The following is a 16,507-nucleotide window of genomic DNA, read 5'->3' on the forward strand; positions in this document are numbered from 1 at the left end:
TCGGGGGAGAACGCTACCCGGCAGGTGAGCCGTCCTCAGCCAGACAGGACTACTCCCAGGTAGACCACGGTCGTGGCGACCTCCACGTTGGCGCCGAGCACGTCGCCGGTGACCCCGCCGAGTCGGCGTACCAGGTGGCGCAGGAGCAGCAGCACGGCGGCGAGCGCGGCGGCGACGGCGAGCGGCCCCTGCCACGGGCGACCCGGCACCGCCGCGAGCGCCGGCAGCGCGACGGCGACCGCCCCGGCGGCCACCGCGACCGGCCCGACCGTGCCGGCCACCAGCGCGCCGAGCCCCTCCGGGCGGGCCGCCGGGACCCCGCGCCGGCAGGCCAGGGTGACCCCGAACCGGCCGGCGGCGGTCGCGGTGACCACCGCCGCGAGGGTCGTCGGCCACGACCGGGTGGCCAGCTCCGCGAGCACCGCGCTCTGCGTCAGGAGGACGAGCACCAGCGCGGCCACCCCGAACGGGCCCACGTCCGGCTTCTTCATGATCTCCAACGCGGCGGCGCCCCGCCGGTACGAGCCCAGCGCGTCGACCGTGTCGGCCAGTCCGTCCAGGTGCAGGCCCCTGGTGAGCAGCGCGCCGCAGCCGACCGTCACCACGGCGGCGACCAGGGGCGGGGCCACCCAGGCCAGGCCGAGCAGCACCCCACCGAGGACCAGCCCGAGCGCCGCCCCGACCAGCGGCGCGACTGCCATCGCCGGGCCGGCGGCGGCCCGGTCCACCCGGCCGGGACGGAGCGGGGCGATGGTGAACGTGGTGACCGCCAGCCGCAGGCCGGCACCGAGATGGTGCTCAGCCGGCATGCTGGCCGGGAGTGTCCGCCCGTTCCTCGTCGTCCGAGCCGGTGGTGGCCGGTCCGGGGCCGGACGGCTCCGGCTCGGCGAACTCGGGCGCCTCCTCGTCGTCGGCCGGTTCCGGGGTGTCGGCGTCGTCGTCCCGGGCGGGCAGCGCGGCGGCCAGCGCCAGCACCGAACGCAGCAGCGGCAGCGCGGCCAGGGCGTTCGCCCCCTCGCCGAGGTCGAGCCGGAGATCCAGCAGCGGGGTCAGGCCGAGCACGTCGGCGGCGAGCCGGACGGCCGGGTGCCCGCCGTGGTCGGGCAGCAGGCACCAGTGCCGGGTCTGCCCGGCCAGATCGCGGCCGACCATGCCGGCGGCCACGCCAACCGGGCCGTCCAGCAGCACCGGAAGGCGGCGGGCGGCCGCGCCGAGCAGGATCCCGGTGGCCACCGCGATGTCACCACCACCCAGGTCGGCCAGGACCGCCTTGGGTTCCCGCGCGGAGCCCCGGGTCCGGTGCAGGGCGTCGCGGACCGTCGCGCAGCGGGTCATCCACGCGGCGTCGTCGACCCGGCCGTCGCGGACCACCCGGCCGAGCACGGCCGGCGGTTCCGCCCCGGCCGTCGCGGCCAGCACCGCCGCCGCCGCGGCATCGGTGCCGGCGCCGCAGGCGGCCAGCACCAGCAGGTGTACGCCCGCCTCGGCGGCTTCCTCGGCGAGCCGCCAGCCGTGTCGCAGCGCCGACTCGACCGCGTCGCCGGTCAGCGCCGGCCCGTCCTCGATCGGGGCCGCCGTCGGGGCGTCCACCACCTGGATGGTCGCCTCGCTCTCGGCGGCGAGCCGGGCCAGCACGCCGACGCCGGCCCGCGCCTGCGCGGCCCGCCGGGCGGACTCGCCGGCCACCGAACCGGCGGCGACCCCGCCCTCGTGGTCGCCGTGCAGCAGCAGCACGCGTACGGACCCCCACGCCTTCGGGGTGGGCGTGCCCTGGGTGGCGGCGGCGAAGCCGACCACCCGCTCCAGCACCCCGAGGCCCGTCCCCGGTACGTCCCGGGTGGCGAGGTGCTCCAGGGCCTGTGGGCCGGCGTGCTCGTCGGGCAGCGGCAGTTCCATGCCGCCCTGGATGACCAGGCCGGTGGCGACCATCGGCAGCGCCATGGTCGGCGCGGCCCAGGACGTACCGACCGCCGGGTCCGGGGACGGCGCGACGACCGGGGTCAGCACCTCCGGCAGGGGCGGCTCCGCCGCCGGACCGGTGTTCGCGTCGGTGCTGGCGGTCACCAGGACGTCCGGGCCGGCGGGGCCGGCCTGCGCCGGGACAGCCACCCGGGACGCGTCGGGCGACGTGGCTGCTGGGGCTGGGGTGGTTGCAGGGGTCCCCTGCTCATCAAAAAGCGGTAACAGGGGACCCCTGCTACCACCGCCGGCCGGGACCTGGGCGGTGGCGGTGGCGGTGGGGCCGTCCGGGGCGGCGGCGGGCAGGGCCGTGTCGGGCAGGGGGGTGCCGGGCTTCAGCCAGCAGGGCTGACCGGCCACCACCAGCGCCACCGCGTCGCAGGCGTCGGCGACGGCCCGGTTGGCCGTCCCGAGCGCGTCGGCGAAGGCCCGCCCGAGCGGGGTGGTCGGCACCAGCGACAGTCCCACCTCCGGGCTCACCAGCACCAGCCGCGCCGGGCAGGACCGGACCGCGTCGGCCAGCTCGGCGATGGTGACGGTGTCGTCGGCCGGCTGGTGGACCGGGTCGAGCAGCACGGTCACCCAGCCGCCGAGGTCGTCCACGAGCAGCGTCTCGTGCGGCTGCGCCGAGGCGAGCACGTCGGCCAACCGGCGCGGGTCGTCGCCGGTCTCCTCGGTGGTCCAGCTCTCCGGCCGACGGCTGCGGTGCGCCGCCAGCCGGGCCGCCCACTCGGCGTCGTCCGGGTCCCCGCCGGTCGCGGTCGCCACGTAACGGACGTTGGCCGCGTCGGCCACCAGCGATTCGGCGAACTCGGACTTGCCGGACCGGATACCGCCGAGCACCAGGACCGTGTTCCACCCGTCTACGGACATGCCCGTACCTTAGGCCACCGTTCGCATTCCGAGTCCGCAGGTGGGCGTACCTCAGCGGTCGGGGTAGAGGGCGGCCACGTCGGCGGCGTACCGCTCGCGTACCACGTCGCGCCGGACCTTCAGGGTGGGCGTGAGCTCCCCGGCGGCCTCGGTGAGGTCGCCGGGCAGGATGCGGAAGGCCTTGACCGCCTCCGCGTGCGAAACGGACCGGTTGGCCCGGTCGACGGCGGTCTGGATCTCCGCGCGCAGCGCCGGGTCCTCGCGCAGCTCGGCCACGGTGGCGCCGGGCCGTCCGTGCGCGTCCCGCCAGCGGGCGAACTCCGATGGGTCGACGGTGACCAACGCGGCCACGTACGGCCGGCCGTCGCCGACCAGCATGCACTGGCTGACCAGGGGGTGCGCGCGGATCAGGGCCTCGATCGGCGCGGGGGCCACGTTCTTGCCGGCCGCGGTGACGATGATCTCCTTCTTCCGGCCGGTGATCCGCAGATAGCCGTCGGCGTCCAGGCTGCCGAGGTCGCCGGTGCGCAGCCAGCCGTCGGCGGTGAACACCTGCCGGGTCGCCTCCGGGTTGTGCCAGTACTCGCGGAACACCACGTCGCCCCGGACGAGGATCTCACCGTCGTCGGCGACGGCCAGCCGGACGCCCGGCAGGGGCCGGCCGACCGTGCCGATCCGCATCGCCGAGGGACGGTTCACCGCCAGCGCGGGCGAGGTCTCGGTCAGGCCGTACCCCTCCAACAGGAGAATCCCGGCCCCCCGGAAGAAGTGCGCCATCCGCTCGCCCAGCGGCGCACCGCCGACGACCGCCAGCCGGCACCGACCGCCCAGCATCCCCCGCAGCCGCCGGTACGCGACCACGTCGAGCAACCGGTGCGCCAGCCGCAGCCCGGTCCCCGGCCCGGCGGCGCTGTCCAGGCTCCGGCTGTAGGCCACCGCGACCCGGTACGCGACCCCGGTCAGCCACCCCCGGAACGCGGCGACCGGCCGCCACCCCCGACGCACGTCGGCCTGCTGACGGACCCGGTCGTGCAGCTTCTCGAAGACCCTCGGCACGGCCAGCACGAACGTGGGACGGAACCGCTGGAGCTGCTTGACCAGCCCGCGCGGGTCGGGAACGTGCACCAGGGTCGCCCGGGCCCGCACCGACCCGATCTGGACCAGCCGGGCGAACGTGTGCGCCAGGGGCAGGAACAGCACCGTGGACGCCCCGCGCGGAACAGTTCCGGCAGGACGGCGGTCGCGTTGCCGACGTCGAGCAGGAGGTTGCGGTGCGTCAGCACGCAGCCCTTGGGACGGCCGGTCGTGCCGCTGGTGTAGACGATCGTCGCGATGTCGTCGCCGCCGATCCCGCACCGACGGGCCGCCACCGTCTCCGGGTCGACGCCGCGTCCCCGGTCCACCAGGTCGACCAGATCGCCGGCGTCGATCCGCCACACCTGCCGCAGCGTCGGCAGGTCGGACCGCCGGTCGGCCAGCGTCCGGGCGTGGTCGGCGCTCTCCACCACGCACGCCACGGCCCCCGCGTCGGCGAGGATCCAGGCCACCTGGTCGGGGCTCGACGTGTCGTACACCGGGACCGGCACCGCGCCGATCGACCAGAGGGCGTAGTCGACCAGGGTCCACTCGTACCGGGTCCGGCTCAGCAGGCCCACCCGGTCCCCGGTCGCCACCCCGGCCGCCACGAATCCCCGGGCCAGGGCGGCCACCTCGTCGCGGAACTGCCGGCAGGTCACCGGCACGGCGTCGCCGTCTGCCCGCTGCGGGCGTCGGGCGCCGTGCCGGTGACCGTCCGGACACGGCCAAGACCGGGGATCCGGGTCCGGGCGGAGGAACTGCACCGCCTCCGGGTCCCGCCGGGCGTTCTCCCAGACCATGTCGGCCAGGCCGCCCACCTCGACGCCGGTGACCACCGGCGCTACCGCCATGTCCCGCACCAGCACACCTCCAGTCCCACCGGACAGCCCTGGCCGATGATGTCGCGGCAGCCGGTGGTGGCGGCGGGGAACGCGCGAACCGCCCCGCCGCGCGGCCCGGAGTGCTAGGCGGCACCGGCGGGGACGGCCGTCCATGTCCGCCGGCCGGTACGCCGACTAGGCTGGCAACGGCCGTCCCGGGCGGGACGCATCAGCGAGGGGAGACACGGCATGCCGTGGAGCTGGCGGTACGAGGGTGCGAACGGCGAGTCGGTGGACGGACCCACCGAGACGTTCAGCAGCCAGGCGGACGCCGAGTCCTGGATCGGGCAGACCTGGCGGCAGCTCGCCTCGTCCGGTGTCACCTCCGTCGACCTGGTCGAGGACGACCGGGTCGAGTACCGGATGAGCCTCGCCCCCACAGCCGAGTGACCGGGTACGACCGCCCCGGCGGTGGCGAGCCGCTGGTGCTCGGGGTGCCCCGGGCGGCGTTCCGACCCAGTCCGGTCTTCCTGGCGCTGGTCGCGCTCTTCGTCACCAGCGCCGTGCTCACCTGGCACCGGGTCGGCAACGTCCGGCTGGATGTCTTCCTCTTCGTCGTCTCCGGCTGGCTGGTCTCGCTCTGCCTGCACGAGTACGCCCACGCGGTCGTGGCCTTCCGGGCCGGCGACCAGAGCGTGGCGCACCGGGGCTACCTGACCCTCAACCCGCTGAAGTACAGCCACCCGCTGTTGTCGATCGTGCTGCCGGTGGTGGTCGTGCTGCTCGGCGGCATCGGGCTGCCCGGCGGGGCGGTCTGGGTGGACCGGCACCGGATCCCCGGCCGGCTGCGGCACACCCTGGTCAGCCTGGCCGGCCCGGCCACCAACGTGCTGTTCACCCTGGTGCTGATCCTGGCGCTGCGGCTGACCGGCTCCGCCCCGTTGGAGTTCCTGGCCGCCCTGGCGCTGTTGGCCTTCCTCCAGCTCACCGCGAGCGCGCTCAACCTGCTCCCGGTGCCGGGGCTGGACGGCGGCAACATGATCCAGCCGTGGCTCAACCCGCAGTGGCGACGGATGTACGACCTGTTCGCCCCGTACGGGTTCATCCTGCTCTTCGCGTTGCTGTGGAACCCGCGGATCGCCGGGTGGTTCTTCGGCGCGGTCTTCGCCGTCGGGGACGCCCTCGGCCTGCCCGCCCCGCTCTACGCGCTCGGCCTCGACCTGATCCGCTTCTGGTCGTCCTGACCCGACCGGCCGGCCCTGGTCCGTCCATGGCCCGTGCCCGGCACGTCCGCCCACGGTCGCCCGTCGGGGACCTGGCCGACCGGGCCGGTCCGGGACCGTCGGTGCACGACGGTCCCGGACCGGTGCGGCGGGTCAGGGCCGCCGGGCGGGGCTCTCCGTCCGGGCCGGGTCCCGCTCGGTGATCGGGTCGACGACCTCGTCGATGGCCTTGAGCAGGTCCGCGTCGAGCTGCACGCCGCTCGCCTTGACGTTGTCGTGCACCTGCTCCGGGCGGGACGCGCCGATGATCGCCGAGGAGACGTTCGAGTTCTGCAGCACCCAGGCGATGGCGAGCTGGGCCATGGTCAGCCCGGCCTGGTCGGCGAGCGGCCGGAGCCGCTGCACGGTGGTGAGCACCTCGTCGGTGAGGAACCGGGCCACGAAGGTCGCCCCGGACTTCTCGTCGGTGGCCCGGGAGCCGGCCGGCGGCGGCTGCCCCGGCAGGTACTTGCCGGAGAGGACGCCCTGCGCCATCGGCGACCAGACGATCTGGCCGATCCCCAGCTCCTCGCAGGTGGGGACCACCTCGGCCTCGATCACCCGCCACAGCATGGAGTACTGCGGCTGGCTGGAGACCAACGGGATCCGCAGCTCGCGGGCGAGCTGGTGGGCCGCGCGGATCTGCGACGCCTTCCACTCCGAGACCCCGATGTAGTGCGCCTTGCCGGAGTGCACGATGTCGGCGAACGCCTCCATCGTCTCCTCCAGCGGGGTGCTGTAGTCGTACCGGTGGGCCTGGTACAGGTCCACGTAGTCGGTGCGCAGCCGACGCAGTGAGCCGTTGATCGACTCCATGATGTGCTTGCGGGACAGGCTCCGGTCGTTGCGCCCGGGCCCGGTCGGCCAGAAGACCTTGGTGAAGATCTCCAGCCCCTCCCGGCGCTCGCCGTGCAGGGCCCGTCCGAGGACCTCCTCGGCGCGGGTGCCGGCGTAGACGTCGGCGGTGTCGAAGGTGGTGATGCCCACGTCGAGCGCGGCCCGGACGCAGGCCAGCGCGGCCTCCTCCTCGACCTGCGACCCGTGGGTGATCCAGTTGCCGTACGAGATTTCGCTGACCATCAGGCCGGAACGGCCCAGGTGACGGAATTCCATGCCCCGACCCTAATGCTGTGCCCACTAACGTTCACCGGCTGTCCGGTGGGTTGTTGTGGATCCTCGCTGGTTGGGCGAGCGACTCCCCACCACTGGTTGGTGGGGCGGGCCACAGCGGGCCATCCTGACCTTCGCGCCGCCGGGTGGGCGGCGGGGGTCACGTCGGGACCGGCCGGCGCCGGGTAGGTGCCGGCCGGCTCGACGGTGCGTGACCACCCCAGGCAACACAACTTGCGTGCCGGTGGTGGTGGGTCCGCCGCCCGGTGTGCGGGTGGCGATGCTGGCCGCCGCGACGACGTCGCGGTGACCGGAGAACTGGCAGTGCGGGCAGGTCAGGGTCCGTCCACGCGGTTTCGGCACCCGCCGTGCGCAGGTGGGGCAGGTGGAGGAGGTGCCGCGCTCGTCGACGAGGTGGACGGTGATGCCGGCGAGGGTGGCCTTGTCGGTGAGGATCTGTAGGAGGCGGCCGATCTGCCATTGCCGTAGCCGCAGGTTGTGCCGCCGCCCGGCCGGCAGGTCCAGGACGCCACGCGAGTCGCCCACCTTGAGCACTCCGACCCGCTGGTTGACAGCCCAACCGATGACGGTGCGGGCGGCTTCGTGTTGGGCCTGCCGCACCCGCCGCCGATGGCGGCCCTCCACCCGCCGGACCCGGGCCCGATACTTCCGCCACCGGCGTGACCCGCGCTGGCCTGGTTTCGGTGCTCGGCGGGCGACGGCCCGGCGGCGGGCTTTGGAGTCGGCGAGGTGCATGCGGTGCTCGGCGCGGATCGCCCGCCCCGACACCAACAACGCCTCCCCACCAGGCCCGACCACCGCGAACGGATGGATGATGCCCACGTCGACGCCGGCCACCCGGCCGGGGTCCGGCCCCACACCAGGCGGATAGACCGTAATCGGGACTTCGGCGGTGACGTCCAGGAACAGGCGACCGCCCTCACACAGCAGGGTGATCGAGCGGACCTGCTCGACCGGATACGGCACCTCGCGAGCCAGACGCACCCACAACGGCCGGGTACCTCGCGCGGTAGGGATACGCACGCGCCGGCCGTCGAGGGTGAACGTGCCGTGATACCAGCGCACCGGCACCAACCCCCGCCGACGCCTGGGGAACCGCGCCGACACGTCCCCGGTCTTGCGGCGTTTCGCCGCCGCGAACCACGCATCCGAGAACCGCCGCAACACCGACCGCGCGCCCCTGGTGTCCAACTCGGCGAACGTGCCCGGACCCGACGCTGACAACTCCCGGCACAACTCCTGATAGCCCGTCAACGGCGCGTTCTGCCGGCGGCGCCGCCACGCGTTGACCTCCAACACGCACGCCCACACGTCACCGGCCGACCGCAGCAACCCGAAACACCGCCGACGCTGCCCCGACGTCACCCGCAACCCGACACGGGCAGTCCGATGCACCACCAGAGGCGCACCCGGATCCCGACGACGAGGCATTGACCCAGCCAACACCAGCGGTACGACACTTTCCGGAGCCGACCGATCACCCGGTCAACGTTCAAAGACGAGGCACTAGCCCGAACCCGAGACGGTCGACCGGGGCGGCCCGCGGCCGGCACCCGCTCAGAGCAGCGGTTCGGTGTCCGCCAGCAGGTGGTCGATCTCGGCCAGCAGCCGGGCCCGGCTGCCGTGCGCCGGCGGGATCAGCGGCTCGCCCCGCCGGTCCAGCGCGCCCCACCGGCCCGCCCCGTCCCGGACCAGGAAGGCGACCGGGTGGACGACCACCGCAGCGTGCTCCGGTGGGACGATCATCCGGCCGGACCGGTCCAGCACCCCGCGTCGGCCGCCGAGGTCCACCACGGCCAGCCCCTCGTCGGTGAACCCGTCGACGTACCGTCCATCCGCGAGCGGGGTGGTGAAGCCGGCGTACCGGGGCCGCACCACCATCCGCCCGGACCGGTCGACCGCCCCCCAGACGCCGTCGACCAGCACCGTCGCGACACCGCGCCGGAACGGCCGTACGTCGTCGAAGCCCGGCGGGACGACCACCCGGTCGGTGCTGTCGACGGCCTGCCAGCCGCCGGCTCCGTCCCGGGACACCCAGGCCAGGCCGTCGGAGAACGAGCGGACAGCGAGGTAGGACGCCCCGATCAGGGTGGCGCCGGTATCGTCGATCAGCTCCCAGCCGGCGACGTCCGGACGGCGTACCCAGGCGACGCCCTCGCGGAAGGGCTGCACCTCGGCGTACTCGGCGGGCACCACCAGTTCGCCGTCGACGTCGGCGTACCCCCACCGGTGCTGACCCTCGTCGAGGCTCGGCACCGGTGCCCGGCGCTTCTGGAGGATGTCGTCGCGGCTCCTGGGTAGCGGTCCGAAGCCGGCGGCGGCCCGCGCCGCGATCGCGTCCAACGTCACCCCGGTCCGGGCCACCAGTTCCCGGTCCTCACCCCGACGCAGGTCAAGGGCCCGTTCGATGTGCTGGCAGGCTTCGATGTGGCGGCCCTGCTCGTAACCGGACCGGGCGAGGTGCTCGTGCAGGGTGGCCCGCAGCCGGTCGGGCAGCTCCGGGGAGTTCGCCTCGGTGAGAAGCCGGTCGGCCTCGGCGAACTCGCCCCGCCACTGGAGCACCCGGGCGAGCCGGGCCTGCACCAACGCGGTGCGCCGTAGCTGGCCCGTCGCCTCGGCGTAAGTGAGGGCGAGCCGGCCGTCCTCGAGCGCGTCGTCGAGGTCGCCCAACAGTCGGTTCACCACCGCCCGCAGGCTGAGCAGCCGGGCGCGCGAAGGGTTGTCGACCGTGTTGCCCAGCTTCTCGGTCAGGCCGGTGCGGACCTCCCGGAGGACGTCCGGCGTGTCGACCACCTCGCGCAGGGTCTCCGGGTGGAGCCGCCACCGCTGTCGGGCCAGCCACTGCTCGGGATCGGACCGGGTCTGCGGGGACGACGGGTTCGTCGACCGGGCCGCCGACCCGTCGCCGCCCGGCACCGTTCCGGACGGCGGTACGGGGGAGTGGCCGGACGGCGCGGAGACCGGCCGGTTCGGTGGCCCGGACACGGGACGCCCCGGCGGGGCCGAGACCGGCCGCCCCGGCGGTCCCGAGGTCGGCGCGTGTGGCGGTGCGGAGACGGGCTGTCCCGGCGGTGCGGAGACAGGCTTTGCCGGCGGCGCGGCGTGCGGTGGCGCGGAGGTCGGCGCGTGCGGTGGTCCGGAGACGGGCTGCACCGGCGGTGCGGAGACAGGCTGTCCCGGCGGTGCGGAGACGGGCTGTGCCGGCGTGGACGGCTGCGGGGCGGGGTGGGCTGGTTGCTTCGGACGGAACCATGCGTCGGCTTCCGCCGCCTGGTGGGTGACCGCCGGTGCCGGTGCCGGTGCCGGTGGCGGTGCCGGCGGTGGCGACGTGGCCACCGGTGCGCTCACCGGAGGCGCCGAGATCGGAACCGGAACGACGGGAGGAGCGGACACCGGCCTGTCCGACAGTTGGGGAGCGGACCCCGACGGCATCGACGCGGGCGGCGCGGACACCGGCAGCCACCCGGCCGCCACCTGGTCGTCCCTCGTCTCCGCTGCTCGCGGCCTGACGATGACCGCCTCGCCGGGCATGGGGCTGTCGGCCGTCGCTGGCGGTGCGGAGACCTGCGCGACGGACGTCGGTGACGCGGAGTCCTGTGCGACGGACGTCGGTGACGCGGAGTCCTGTGCGACGGACGTCGGTGACGCGGAGTCCTGTGCGGCGGGCGCCGGTGGTGCGGAGACGGGCGCGGCCGGCGGCACGGGCTCGACGGCGGGGACCGGCTCGCCTGTACTGCCGGACAGCGGCTCGCCCGCACTGGCGGGCAACAGGGCGGCGGCCGGTTCGCTGGCGTCGGTGGCCTCCAATGGACTGCCGACCGCGTCCTCGCCCGGCTCCACGGTCGGGTGGGTCGACCCGCCCTGCGGCTCGTTCGGCGTCCGTCCGTGGTCGGGCTCGGGGCAGGCGACGTCCGGTCCACTGTTGCCGTCGTCATCGGACGGTGGGCTGCTGTCGGCGCTGTCCCGCGCCGGCGTACCGGCAACGTCCTCCGGTGCCGGGCCGCTGTCGTCGACAGGCTGGCTCCGGTCGGCCGGCTCGGGCCCCGCGTGCGGCTCGGGCCCCGCGTGCGGCTCGGGCCCCGCGTGCGGCTCGGGCCCCGCGTGCGGCTCGGGCCCCGCGTGCGGCTCGGGGGTGACGACGTCGCGTGCCGGCGGCACCGGCGTGGCCACGTCGCTGACGGTGTCCAGGGCGGGCGTCTGGACCGGGCCGTCCGCCACCGCGTTCCCGCCGTCAGGAGTGTGGTCGACGGCCGGACGAGCGTGGTCAGGCGGCACGTCCTGGCCGGCCCCGGTCCCGTCCGTGTCGACATGGTTGCCCGGCACCTCGGCGTTCCGGTCCGTCGACGCGGTCGGTTCGGCGTCGTCGGTCGGTGCGGCGTCGTCGGGCGGTGCGGCGGGACGGTCGTCCGTCGTCGCCGTCTCGGCCCGGCTCTCGTCCGCCGTCGGACGGGTGGGGTCTGGCTCTGCGGCAGTCGTTCTGTCGTCCGGCCCGGAGTCGTGCGCGACCCCCGGGGACGGCAGGAACTCCAGCCGCAGTTTCCCGAGAGGCGGTGTGGCGACCGATGGGAGCGCGGAGCCGGGTTCGGCCGGCACGGCTTCCGGCCCGCCCACCACCGGTACGGCTTCTGTCGCGCCCACCACCGGCGGCGTGGTGGACCCGTCGTTCGCCAGGGACGACGTGCTCGCTTCGGCCGGCTCGCCGGTGGTCGGTGCCGTCGGTGGCGACGTGACCGGGCGAGCGTCCTCGGCGGTCGGGTGCTCCTCGCCGGAAGCCCGCTGCCCGTCCGGGGCCGACCGTACGTCGTCCGGCCGGAGTGGGGCAGCGACCGGCTCGGCGGGCGTGGGGCGGGCCGCGTCGGTGTCGGCTGCCCCCTCCGGGGTGCCCGACCATGTCTGCGTGATGCGGGCGGTGTCCTCGACCTCCGGCACCCACTGCTGGTGCGCCCGGGCCGGAGCCGACTCGTCCGGCCGGGTGGACCACGGCGACGAGTGCGCGCCGTCCGGCATGTGCCGCGAGTGTGCGTCGTCCGGCGTGCGCGCCTCGTCCGGCGTGGTCCGGGGCCGCGGGTGCGCGTCGTCGGGCGCGTGCCGGGACGGCGCCTCGTCCGGCCTGTGTCGGGAGTGGGCTTCGTCCGGCGTGTGCCGCGAGGGTGACCAGGCGTCCTCCGCTGCCGGCCGGGGCTGCGGTCGGGGGCCCTCGGGTGTGCCGGGCCGCCCCGGATACGACCACGCCTGGGTGGTCTCGGCGTCGGCCGGGGCCTGGCCCCACGGACGGGGCGTGGGCTCGTCCCGCCCGCCCGACCAGTGGGGACGTGTCGACGGCTCGTCCCGGTCGGCGGGCTGCCGTGGGTACGGCCGGGTGTCGTCCCGCGCCCACTGCGGGCGGTGCTGAGCGTCGTCCCGGGGCGGTTGCGGCCGCTGCTGGCTGTCGTCCCGGAGCCGGTACGGGTGGCTGGGTACGTCGTCCCGGTCGGGGAACCAGCGCTGGTCTGGTGCGGCGGCCGGGCGTTCCGGCCGCCGTGCGGTGTCGGCCGGGCGTTCCGGCCGCCCTGCGCCGGGGTCGGCCGGCCGTTCCGACCACTGTGCGGCGGGGTCGGCCGGGCGGTCGGGCCACGGGGAGGCGGCAGCCGGGCGTTCGGCTGGGGTGCCCGGCGGGCGGGACGACTCCCGACCCGTCGGGGTACGGCGTGCCGCCCAGCCGCCTCGCTCGTCCGTCCCGGCGTCCGGGTGGTCGTACCTGGCCCCCGGACGGGGTGCCTCGTGTCCGGCACCTGGACGGGGTACCTCGTGTCCGGGCCTCGGGCGGTCGGCTGCGTCGTATCCAGATCCCGGGCGGTCGGCTGCGTCGTGCCGGCGGGCGCCGTAGGGCGGGCGCTCCTGGGGTGCGTCGTACCAGGAGGCGGCCGGTGGGCGGCGCTCCCCGGGTTCCGGCAACCAGCCCGGCTCGGACCGGGGCGCGGGGGAGACGGGCGGGTACGTCCGGGCATCGCCAGCCGCCCACCGGTCGGGGTCGTGGTGCGGGCGGTCGCCGTGCCAGCCGCCGGCGCGGTCCGGCTCCCGGTGCCGGTCCCATTCCCCGTCCCGCTCCCGGGGTCGTTCGCGTTCGACCGTCCAGCCGGCCGGCGGGTGCCGGAGGTCGGGGCGGGACGGTGCACCGGTGTGCCACGCGTCAGCGGCCGGTGGCTCGTCCGGGTACCGGTCCTGCTGCTGTGGCCGTGCGGGGCCGGTCGGCGGGCGGGCGTACGGGTCGTCGACCGGATACCGGTGCCCGTTCCCCCGGCCGTGCCCGCTCGGGCCGTCGGGGTCGCCGTGGTCGTCCCGGGAGTACCCGCGCCGGTACCGGCTGTCCGGCCCGGCCGGCACTAGGGGAATGACCTCGGCCCGGCCGGTGGCGGTGGCCCGGCCCCGGTTGTCCCGGGGCGGGACCTGCTGGATTCCGATGTCTCCCGGGTACCGCTGACCTGGGAACTGGGGGTGCCACTCGGTGGTCGGCTCGACCATCCAGGACGGTTCGGCCGGGTCGCGCCAGCGGTCGAAGCCGCTCATCCGGTGACCTTCCGCCCGCCCGCGCGCCGCGCCCGGGGGGCCGGATCGCGTCGGTCGCTCACGGCGGTGTCACCTCGTCGGAAATTGTCGCGCTGGCGGTGCGGGCGGGTCGGTAGAGTCGCTCGTTCCGGCACTGGCGTAGCTGCGGAAGGAGGGTAACGGCGTGGGCTCCGTTACCGCCACTGTGGGACCGGTCCGGCACTCAAACGTTATCCTACGGTTTCGGACATTTGTTGCGATAGTCGGATCGGGTTTCCGCCGATACGCCACGTATCGGCAAGCTGCGGTTGCCGGCGCGGTCACCAACACCGTCTTCGGTTTCCTCCGTACGTACCTCCTGCTCGCCGTGGCTCGCGAGGCCGGCCCGGTCGCCGGCTACGACCCGGCCCAATTGGTGACCTTCGTCTGGATGGGACAGGGCCTGCTCGGCGTGGTCCTCCTGTGGAGCGAGACCGAACTGGCCGACCGGATCCGGACCGGGGACGTGGTCGCCGACCTGCTCCGCCCGGTCGACCCGGTGACCAGCCACCTCGCCACTGACCTGGGCCGCGCCGGGTACGCGGTGCTGGCCCGCATGCTGCCGCCGGTGCTGGTCGGCCCGGTCTTCTTCGAGGTCTACCTGCCGACCCGCTGGACCACCGGGCTGCTGTTCCCGCTCTCGGTGCTGCTGGCCGTGGTGACCTGCTTCGGCTGCCGGTATCTGGTCAACAGCACCGCCTACTGGCTGCACGACGTCCGGGGCCCGATGATTCTGTTTACGCTCAGTGCCGGTGTGCTGTCCGGGCTCTACTTCCCGCTGCGCTTCCTGCCGGAGGGGCTCTACCAGGCGATGTGGATCGTCACCCCGTTTCCGAGCCTCTTCCAGACCCCGCTCGACGTGCTGGTAGAGGTCGATCCGTCGCTGACCTCGTTCGCCCTCGTCGGGGTGCAGGTGGTCTGGGCGGCGCTGATCCTGGCGGCCTGCCGGCTGGTGCAACGCCGCGCCGAGCGTCGGCTGGTGGTGCAGGGTGGCTGACCCGGCCGGCTCGACGCTGAGGGCGTACCGGGCCCTGCTCGGTGCGCAGGCCCGGTCGCAGACCGCGTACCGGGTGTCGTTCACCGTGGACCTGGTCGGCAACGTCGGGGCGACCTTCTTCGACGTGCTCACCGTCTTCGTCCTCTTCGGCGTGACCCGGGAGATGGGCGGCTTCACCCTGCGCGAGACGTTTGTGATGGTTGCCCTCTCGGCGTGTTCCTTCGCCACCGCCGACCTGCTGGTCGGCAACGTCGAACGACTGCCCCGGTACGTGCGCACCGGCCTGTTCGACACGGTGCTGCTGCGCCCGCTCGGCGCGCTGCCGCAACTGCTGTTGATGGACCTGCCGCTGCGCAAGATCTCCAGGGTGCTCCTCGGGCTGGCCGTGCTGGTGGTGGCGGTCGGCTCGGCCGGCATCGACTGGACCCCGGCCCGGGCGGTGCTGGTGGTGCTTGCCCCGCTGGCCGGCGTGGTCTTCTTCGGGTCGATCTTCGTGGCCACCGCGACCGTCTCGTTCTACTGGGTCGAGTCGGGGCAACTGGCCAACTCGATCACCTACGGTGGGCGGGACTTCACCTCGTACCCGGTCACCGTCTTCGGCGGCTGGTTCCGCGCGGTCTTCGCGTACGGGCTGGGGTTCGCTTTCGTCAGCTACCACCCGGCGCTGGCGCTGCTCGGCCGGGACGACCCGCTCGGCCTGCCGCCCTGGGTGGGGTGGGCCTCGCCGGGCGTCGCGGTGGTCGCCGCCGCGATCGCCGCCACGGCGTGGCGAATCGGTGTCCGACACTACCGGAGTACGGGGTCCTGAGCGTGACCGTGATCGAGGCGCACGCACTGCGCAAGGAGTTCACCGTCCGGGTCCGAGCCGGTCGGCTACGCCGGCACAAGCGGGTGGTCACCGCCGTGGACGGGGTGGACCTGCGGGTGGAGCGGGGCGAGATGCTCGGCTACATCGGCCCGAACGGGGCCGGCAAGTCCACCACCCTGAAGATGCTCACCGGGGTGCTCACCCCCACCGCCGGACAGGTCCGGGTCTGCGGCCTGGAGCCGGTCGCCCGCCGGACCCGGCTGGCCCTGGGCATCGGCGTGGTGTTCGGGCAGCGCTCTCAGCTCTGGTGGGACCTGCCCCTGCGCGACTCGTTCGACCTGCTGCGGCACATCTACCGGGTGCCGGCCGCCGCGCACGCCACCCGGCTGCGCCGCTGCCGGGACCTGCTCGACCTGGACGCCTTCCTCGACACCCCGGTTCGGCAGCTCTCGCTCGGCCAGCGGATGCGCGGCGAGCTGACCGCCGCGCTGCTGCACGGCCCGCAGGTGCTCTTCCTCGACGAGCCGACCATCGGGCTGGACGTGGTCAGCCGGCAGGCGGTGCGGGGCTTCCTCGCCGAGTTGGGCCGGACCGGGGACACCACCCTGGTACTGACCACCCACGACCTGGCCGACATCGAGCGGCTCTGTCGGCGTCTCGTGGTGATCGACCACGGTCGGGTGGTGCACGACGGCTCGATCGCCGCCCTGCACAGTCGGTACGGCTCCCGCCGGCTGGTGGTCGCCGAGCTGGACGTCGTCCTGCCCGAACCACCGACGCTGCCCGGCGCGCCGTTGCAGCGGGTGGAGGCCGACGGGCACCGGCTGGTCTACGCGCTGGAGTCGGCGGGCGTGGCCGAGGTGGTCGCCCAACTGGCCGGCCTCGCCACGCTCCGCGACATCTCGATCGTCGAGCCGGACATCGAGGACGTGGTGGCCCGCCTCTACCGCACCCCACACCCGGTCTGAGCGGGGGATGCGGCGAACGCGTTCGGGTGGTAGCAGGGGACCCCTGT

At 74.8% G+C, this 16,507-nt stretch carries 10 protein-coding genes and 1 pseudogene; 5 read left to right on the forward strand and 6 right to left on the reverse strand.

Going from position 1 to position 16,507, the window contains the following annotated elements; translation table 11 throughout:
• Positions 1-35 precede the first annotated feature (35 nt).
• From GA0074692_RS01320 to GA0074692_RS01330, 3 genes and pseudogenes are all read right to left on the reverse strand, one after another.
• On the reverse strand, positions 36-809 hold the full coding sequence (locus GA0074692_RS01320) for an adenosylcobinamide-GDP ribazoletransferase (protein WP_091638675.1): 774 nt from the start codon (positions 807-809) through the stop codon (positions 36-38).
• The gene (locus GA0074692_RS01325) at positions 799-2,832 is read right to left on the reverse strand and encodes a bifunctional adenosylcobinamide kinase/adenosylcobinamide-phosphate guanylyltransferase (protein ID WP_091638676.1); all 2,034 of its coding nucleotides are present in this window, start codon (positions 2,830-2,832) and stop codon (positions 799-801) included. Before GA0074692_RS01325 ends, GA0074692_RS01320 begins: the two co-directional genes overlap by 11 nt.
• Positions 2,833-2,883: 51 nt before the next feature.
• Positions 2,884-4,769 (reverse strand): annotated as a pseudogene (locus GA0074692_RS01330) (AMP-dependent synthetase/ligase).
• A 210-nt stretch (positions 4,770-4,979) separates the two neighbouring features.
• On the opposite strand from GA0074692_RS01330, the gene GA0074692_RS01335 reads away from it, so the two are divergent.
• Both GA0074692_RS01335 and GA0074692_RS01340 read left to right on the forward strand, forming a co-directional pair.
• Entirely contained in the window at positions 4,980-5,180 is a 201-nt protein-coding gene (locus tag GA0074692_RS01335) for a hypothetical protein (protein ID WP_091638677.1), read from the forward strand.
• Entirely contained in the window at positions 5,177-5,974 is a 798-nt protein-coding gene (locus tag GA0074692_RS01340) for a site-2 protease family protein (RefSeq protein ID WP_091638678.1), read from the forward strand. Before GA0074692_RS01335 ends, GA0074692_RS01340 begins: the two co-directional genes overlap by 4 nt.
• A gap of 132 nt (positions 5,975-6,106) precedes the next feature.
• Here GA0074692_RS01340 and GA0074692_RS01345 read toward each other — a convergent pair whose 3' ends face one another.
• The 3 genes from GA0074692_RS01345 to GA0074692_RS35545 form a co-directional block, all read right to left on the reverse strand.
• Entirely contained in the window at positions 6,107-7,105 is a 999-nt protein-coding gene (locus GA0074692_RS01345) for an aldo/keto reductase family protein (protein WP_091638679.1), read from the reverse strand.
• A 24-nt stretch (positions 7,106-7,129) separates the two neighbouring features.
• Complete coding sequence (locus GA0074692_RS01350; protein WP_176738252.1) at positions 7,130-8,521, reverse strand: RNA-guided endonuclease InsQ/TnpB family protein; 1,392 nt, start codon at positions 8,519-8,521, stop codon at positions 7,130-7,132.
• A gap of 159 nt (positions 8,522-8,680) precedes the next feature.
• Positions 8,681-13,669 carry a WG repeat-containing protein gene (locus GA0074692_RS35545; protein WP_245730060.1) on the reverse strand — a complete coding sequence of 1,663 codons (4,989 nt, stop codon included), beginning with the start codon at positions 13,667-13,669 and terminating at the stop codon, positions 8,681-8,683.
• A 346-nt stretch (positions 13,670-14,015) separates the two neighbouring features.
• On the opposite strand from GA0074692_RS35545, the gene GA0074692_RS01360 reads away from it, so the two are divergent.
• From GA0074692_RS01360 to GA0074692_RS01370, 3 genes are read left to right on the forward strand one after another with little or no spacing between them, the layout of a single operon-like run.
• Positions 14,016-14,684 carry an ABC transporter permease gene (locus GA0074692_RS01360; protein WP_245730061.1) on the forward strand — a complete coding sequence of 223 codons (669 nt, stop codon included), beginning with the start codon at positions 14,016-14,018 and terminating at the stop codon, positions 14,682-14,684.
• A complete protein-coding gene (locus GA0074692_RS01365; protein ID WP_245730063.1) occupies positions 14,677-15,492 on the forward strand; it encodes an ABC transporter permease in 816 nt (271 codons plus the stop codon). Before GA0074692_RS01360 ends, GA0074692_RS01365 begins: the two co-directional genes overlap by 8 nt.
• Before the next feature lie 2 nt (positions 15,493-15,494).
• Positions 15,495-16,460 carry an ABC transporter ATP-binding protein gene (locus tag GA0074692_RS01370; RefSeq protein WP_091638682.1) on the forward strand — a complete coding sequence of 322 codons (966 nt, stop codon included), beginning with the start codon at positions 15,495-15,497 and terminating at the stop codon, positions 16,458-16,460.
• The last annotated feature ends 47 nt before the right edge of the window (positions 16,461-16,507 follow it).

Source organism: Micromonospora pallida (assembly GCF_900090325.1).
In the GTDB taxonomy this organism is placed as follows: domain Bacteria; phylum Actinomycetota; class Actinomycetes; order Mycobacteriales; family Micromonosporaceae; genus Micromonospora; species Micromonospora pallida.

Bases quoted from the DNA above. Each gene is read 5' to 3' on its own strand.
- GA0074692_RS01325 (WP_091638676.1), bottom strand. From the start codon at position 2,832: ATGTCCGTAGACGGGTGGAACACGGTCCTGGTGCTCGGCGGTATCCGG.
- GA0074692_RS01345 (WP_091638679.1), bottom strand. From the start codon at position 7,105: ATGGAATTCCGTCACCTGGGCCGTTCCGGCCTGATGGTCAGCGAAATC.
- GA0074692_RS35545 (WP_245730060.1), bottom strand. From the start codon at position 13,669: ATGAGCGGCTTCGACCGCTGGCGCGACCCGGCCGAACCGTCCTGGATG.
- GA0074692_RS01335 (WP_091638677.1), top strand. From the start codon at position 4,980: ATGCCGTGGAGCTGGCGGTACGAGGGTGCGAACGGCGAGTCGGTGGAC.
- GA0074692_RS01320 (WP_091638675.1), bottom strand. From the start codon at position 809: ATGCCGGCTGAGCACCATCTCGGTGCCGGCCTGCGGCTGGCGGTCACC.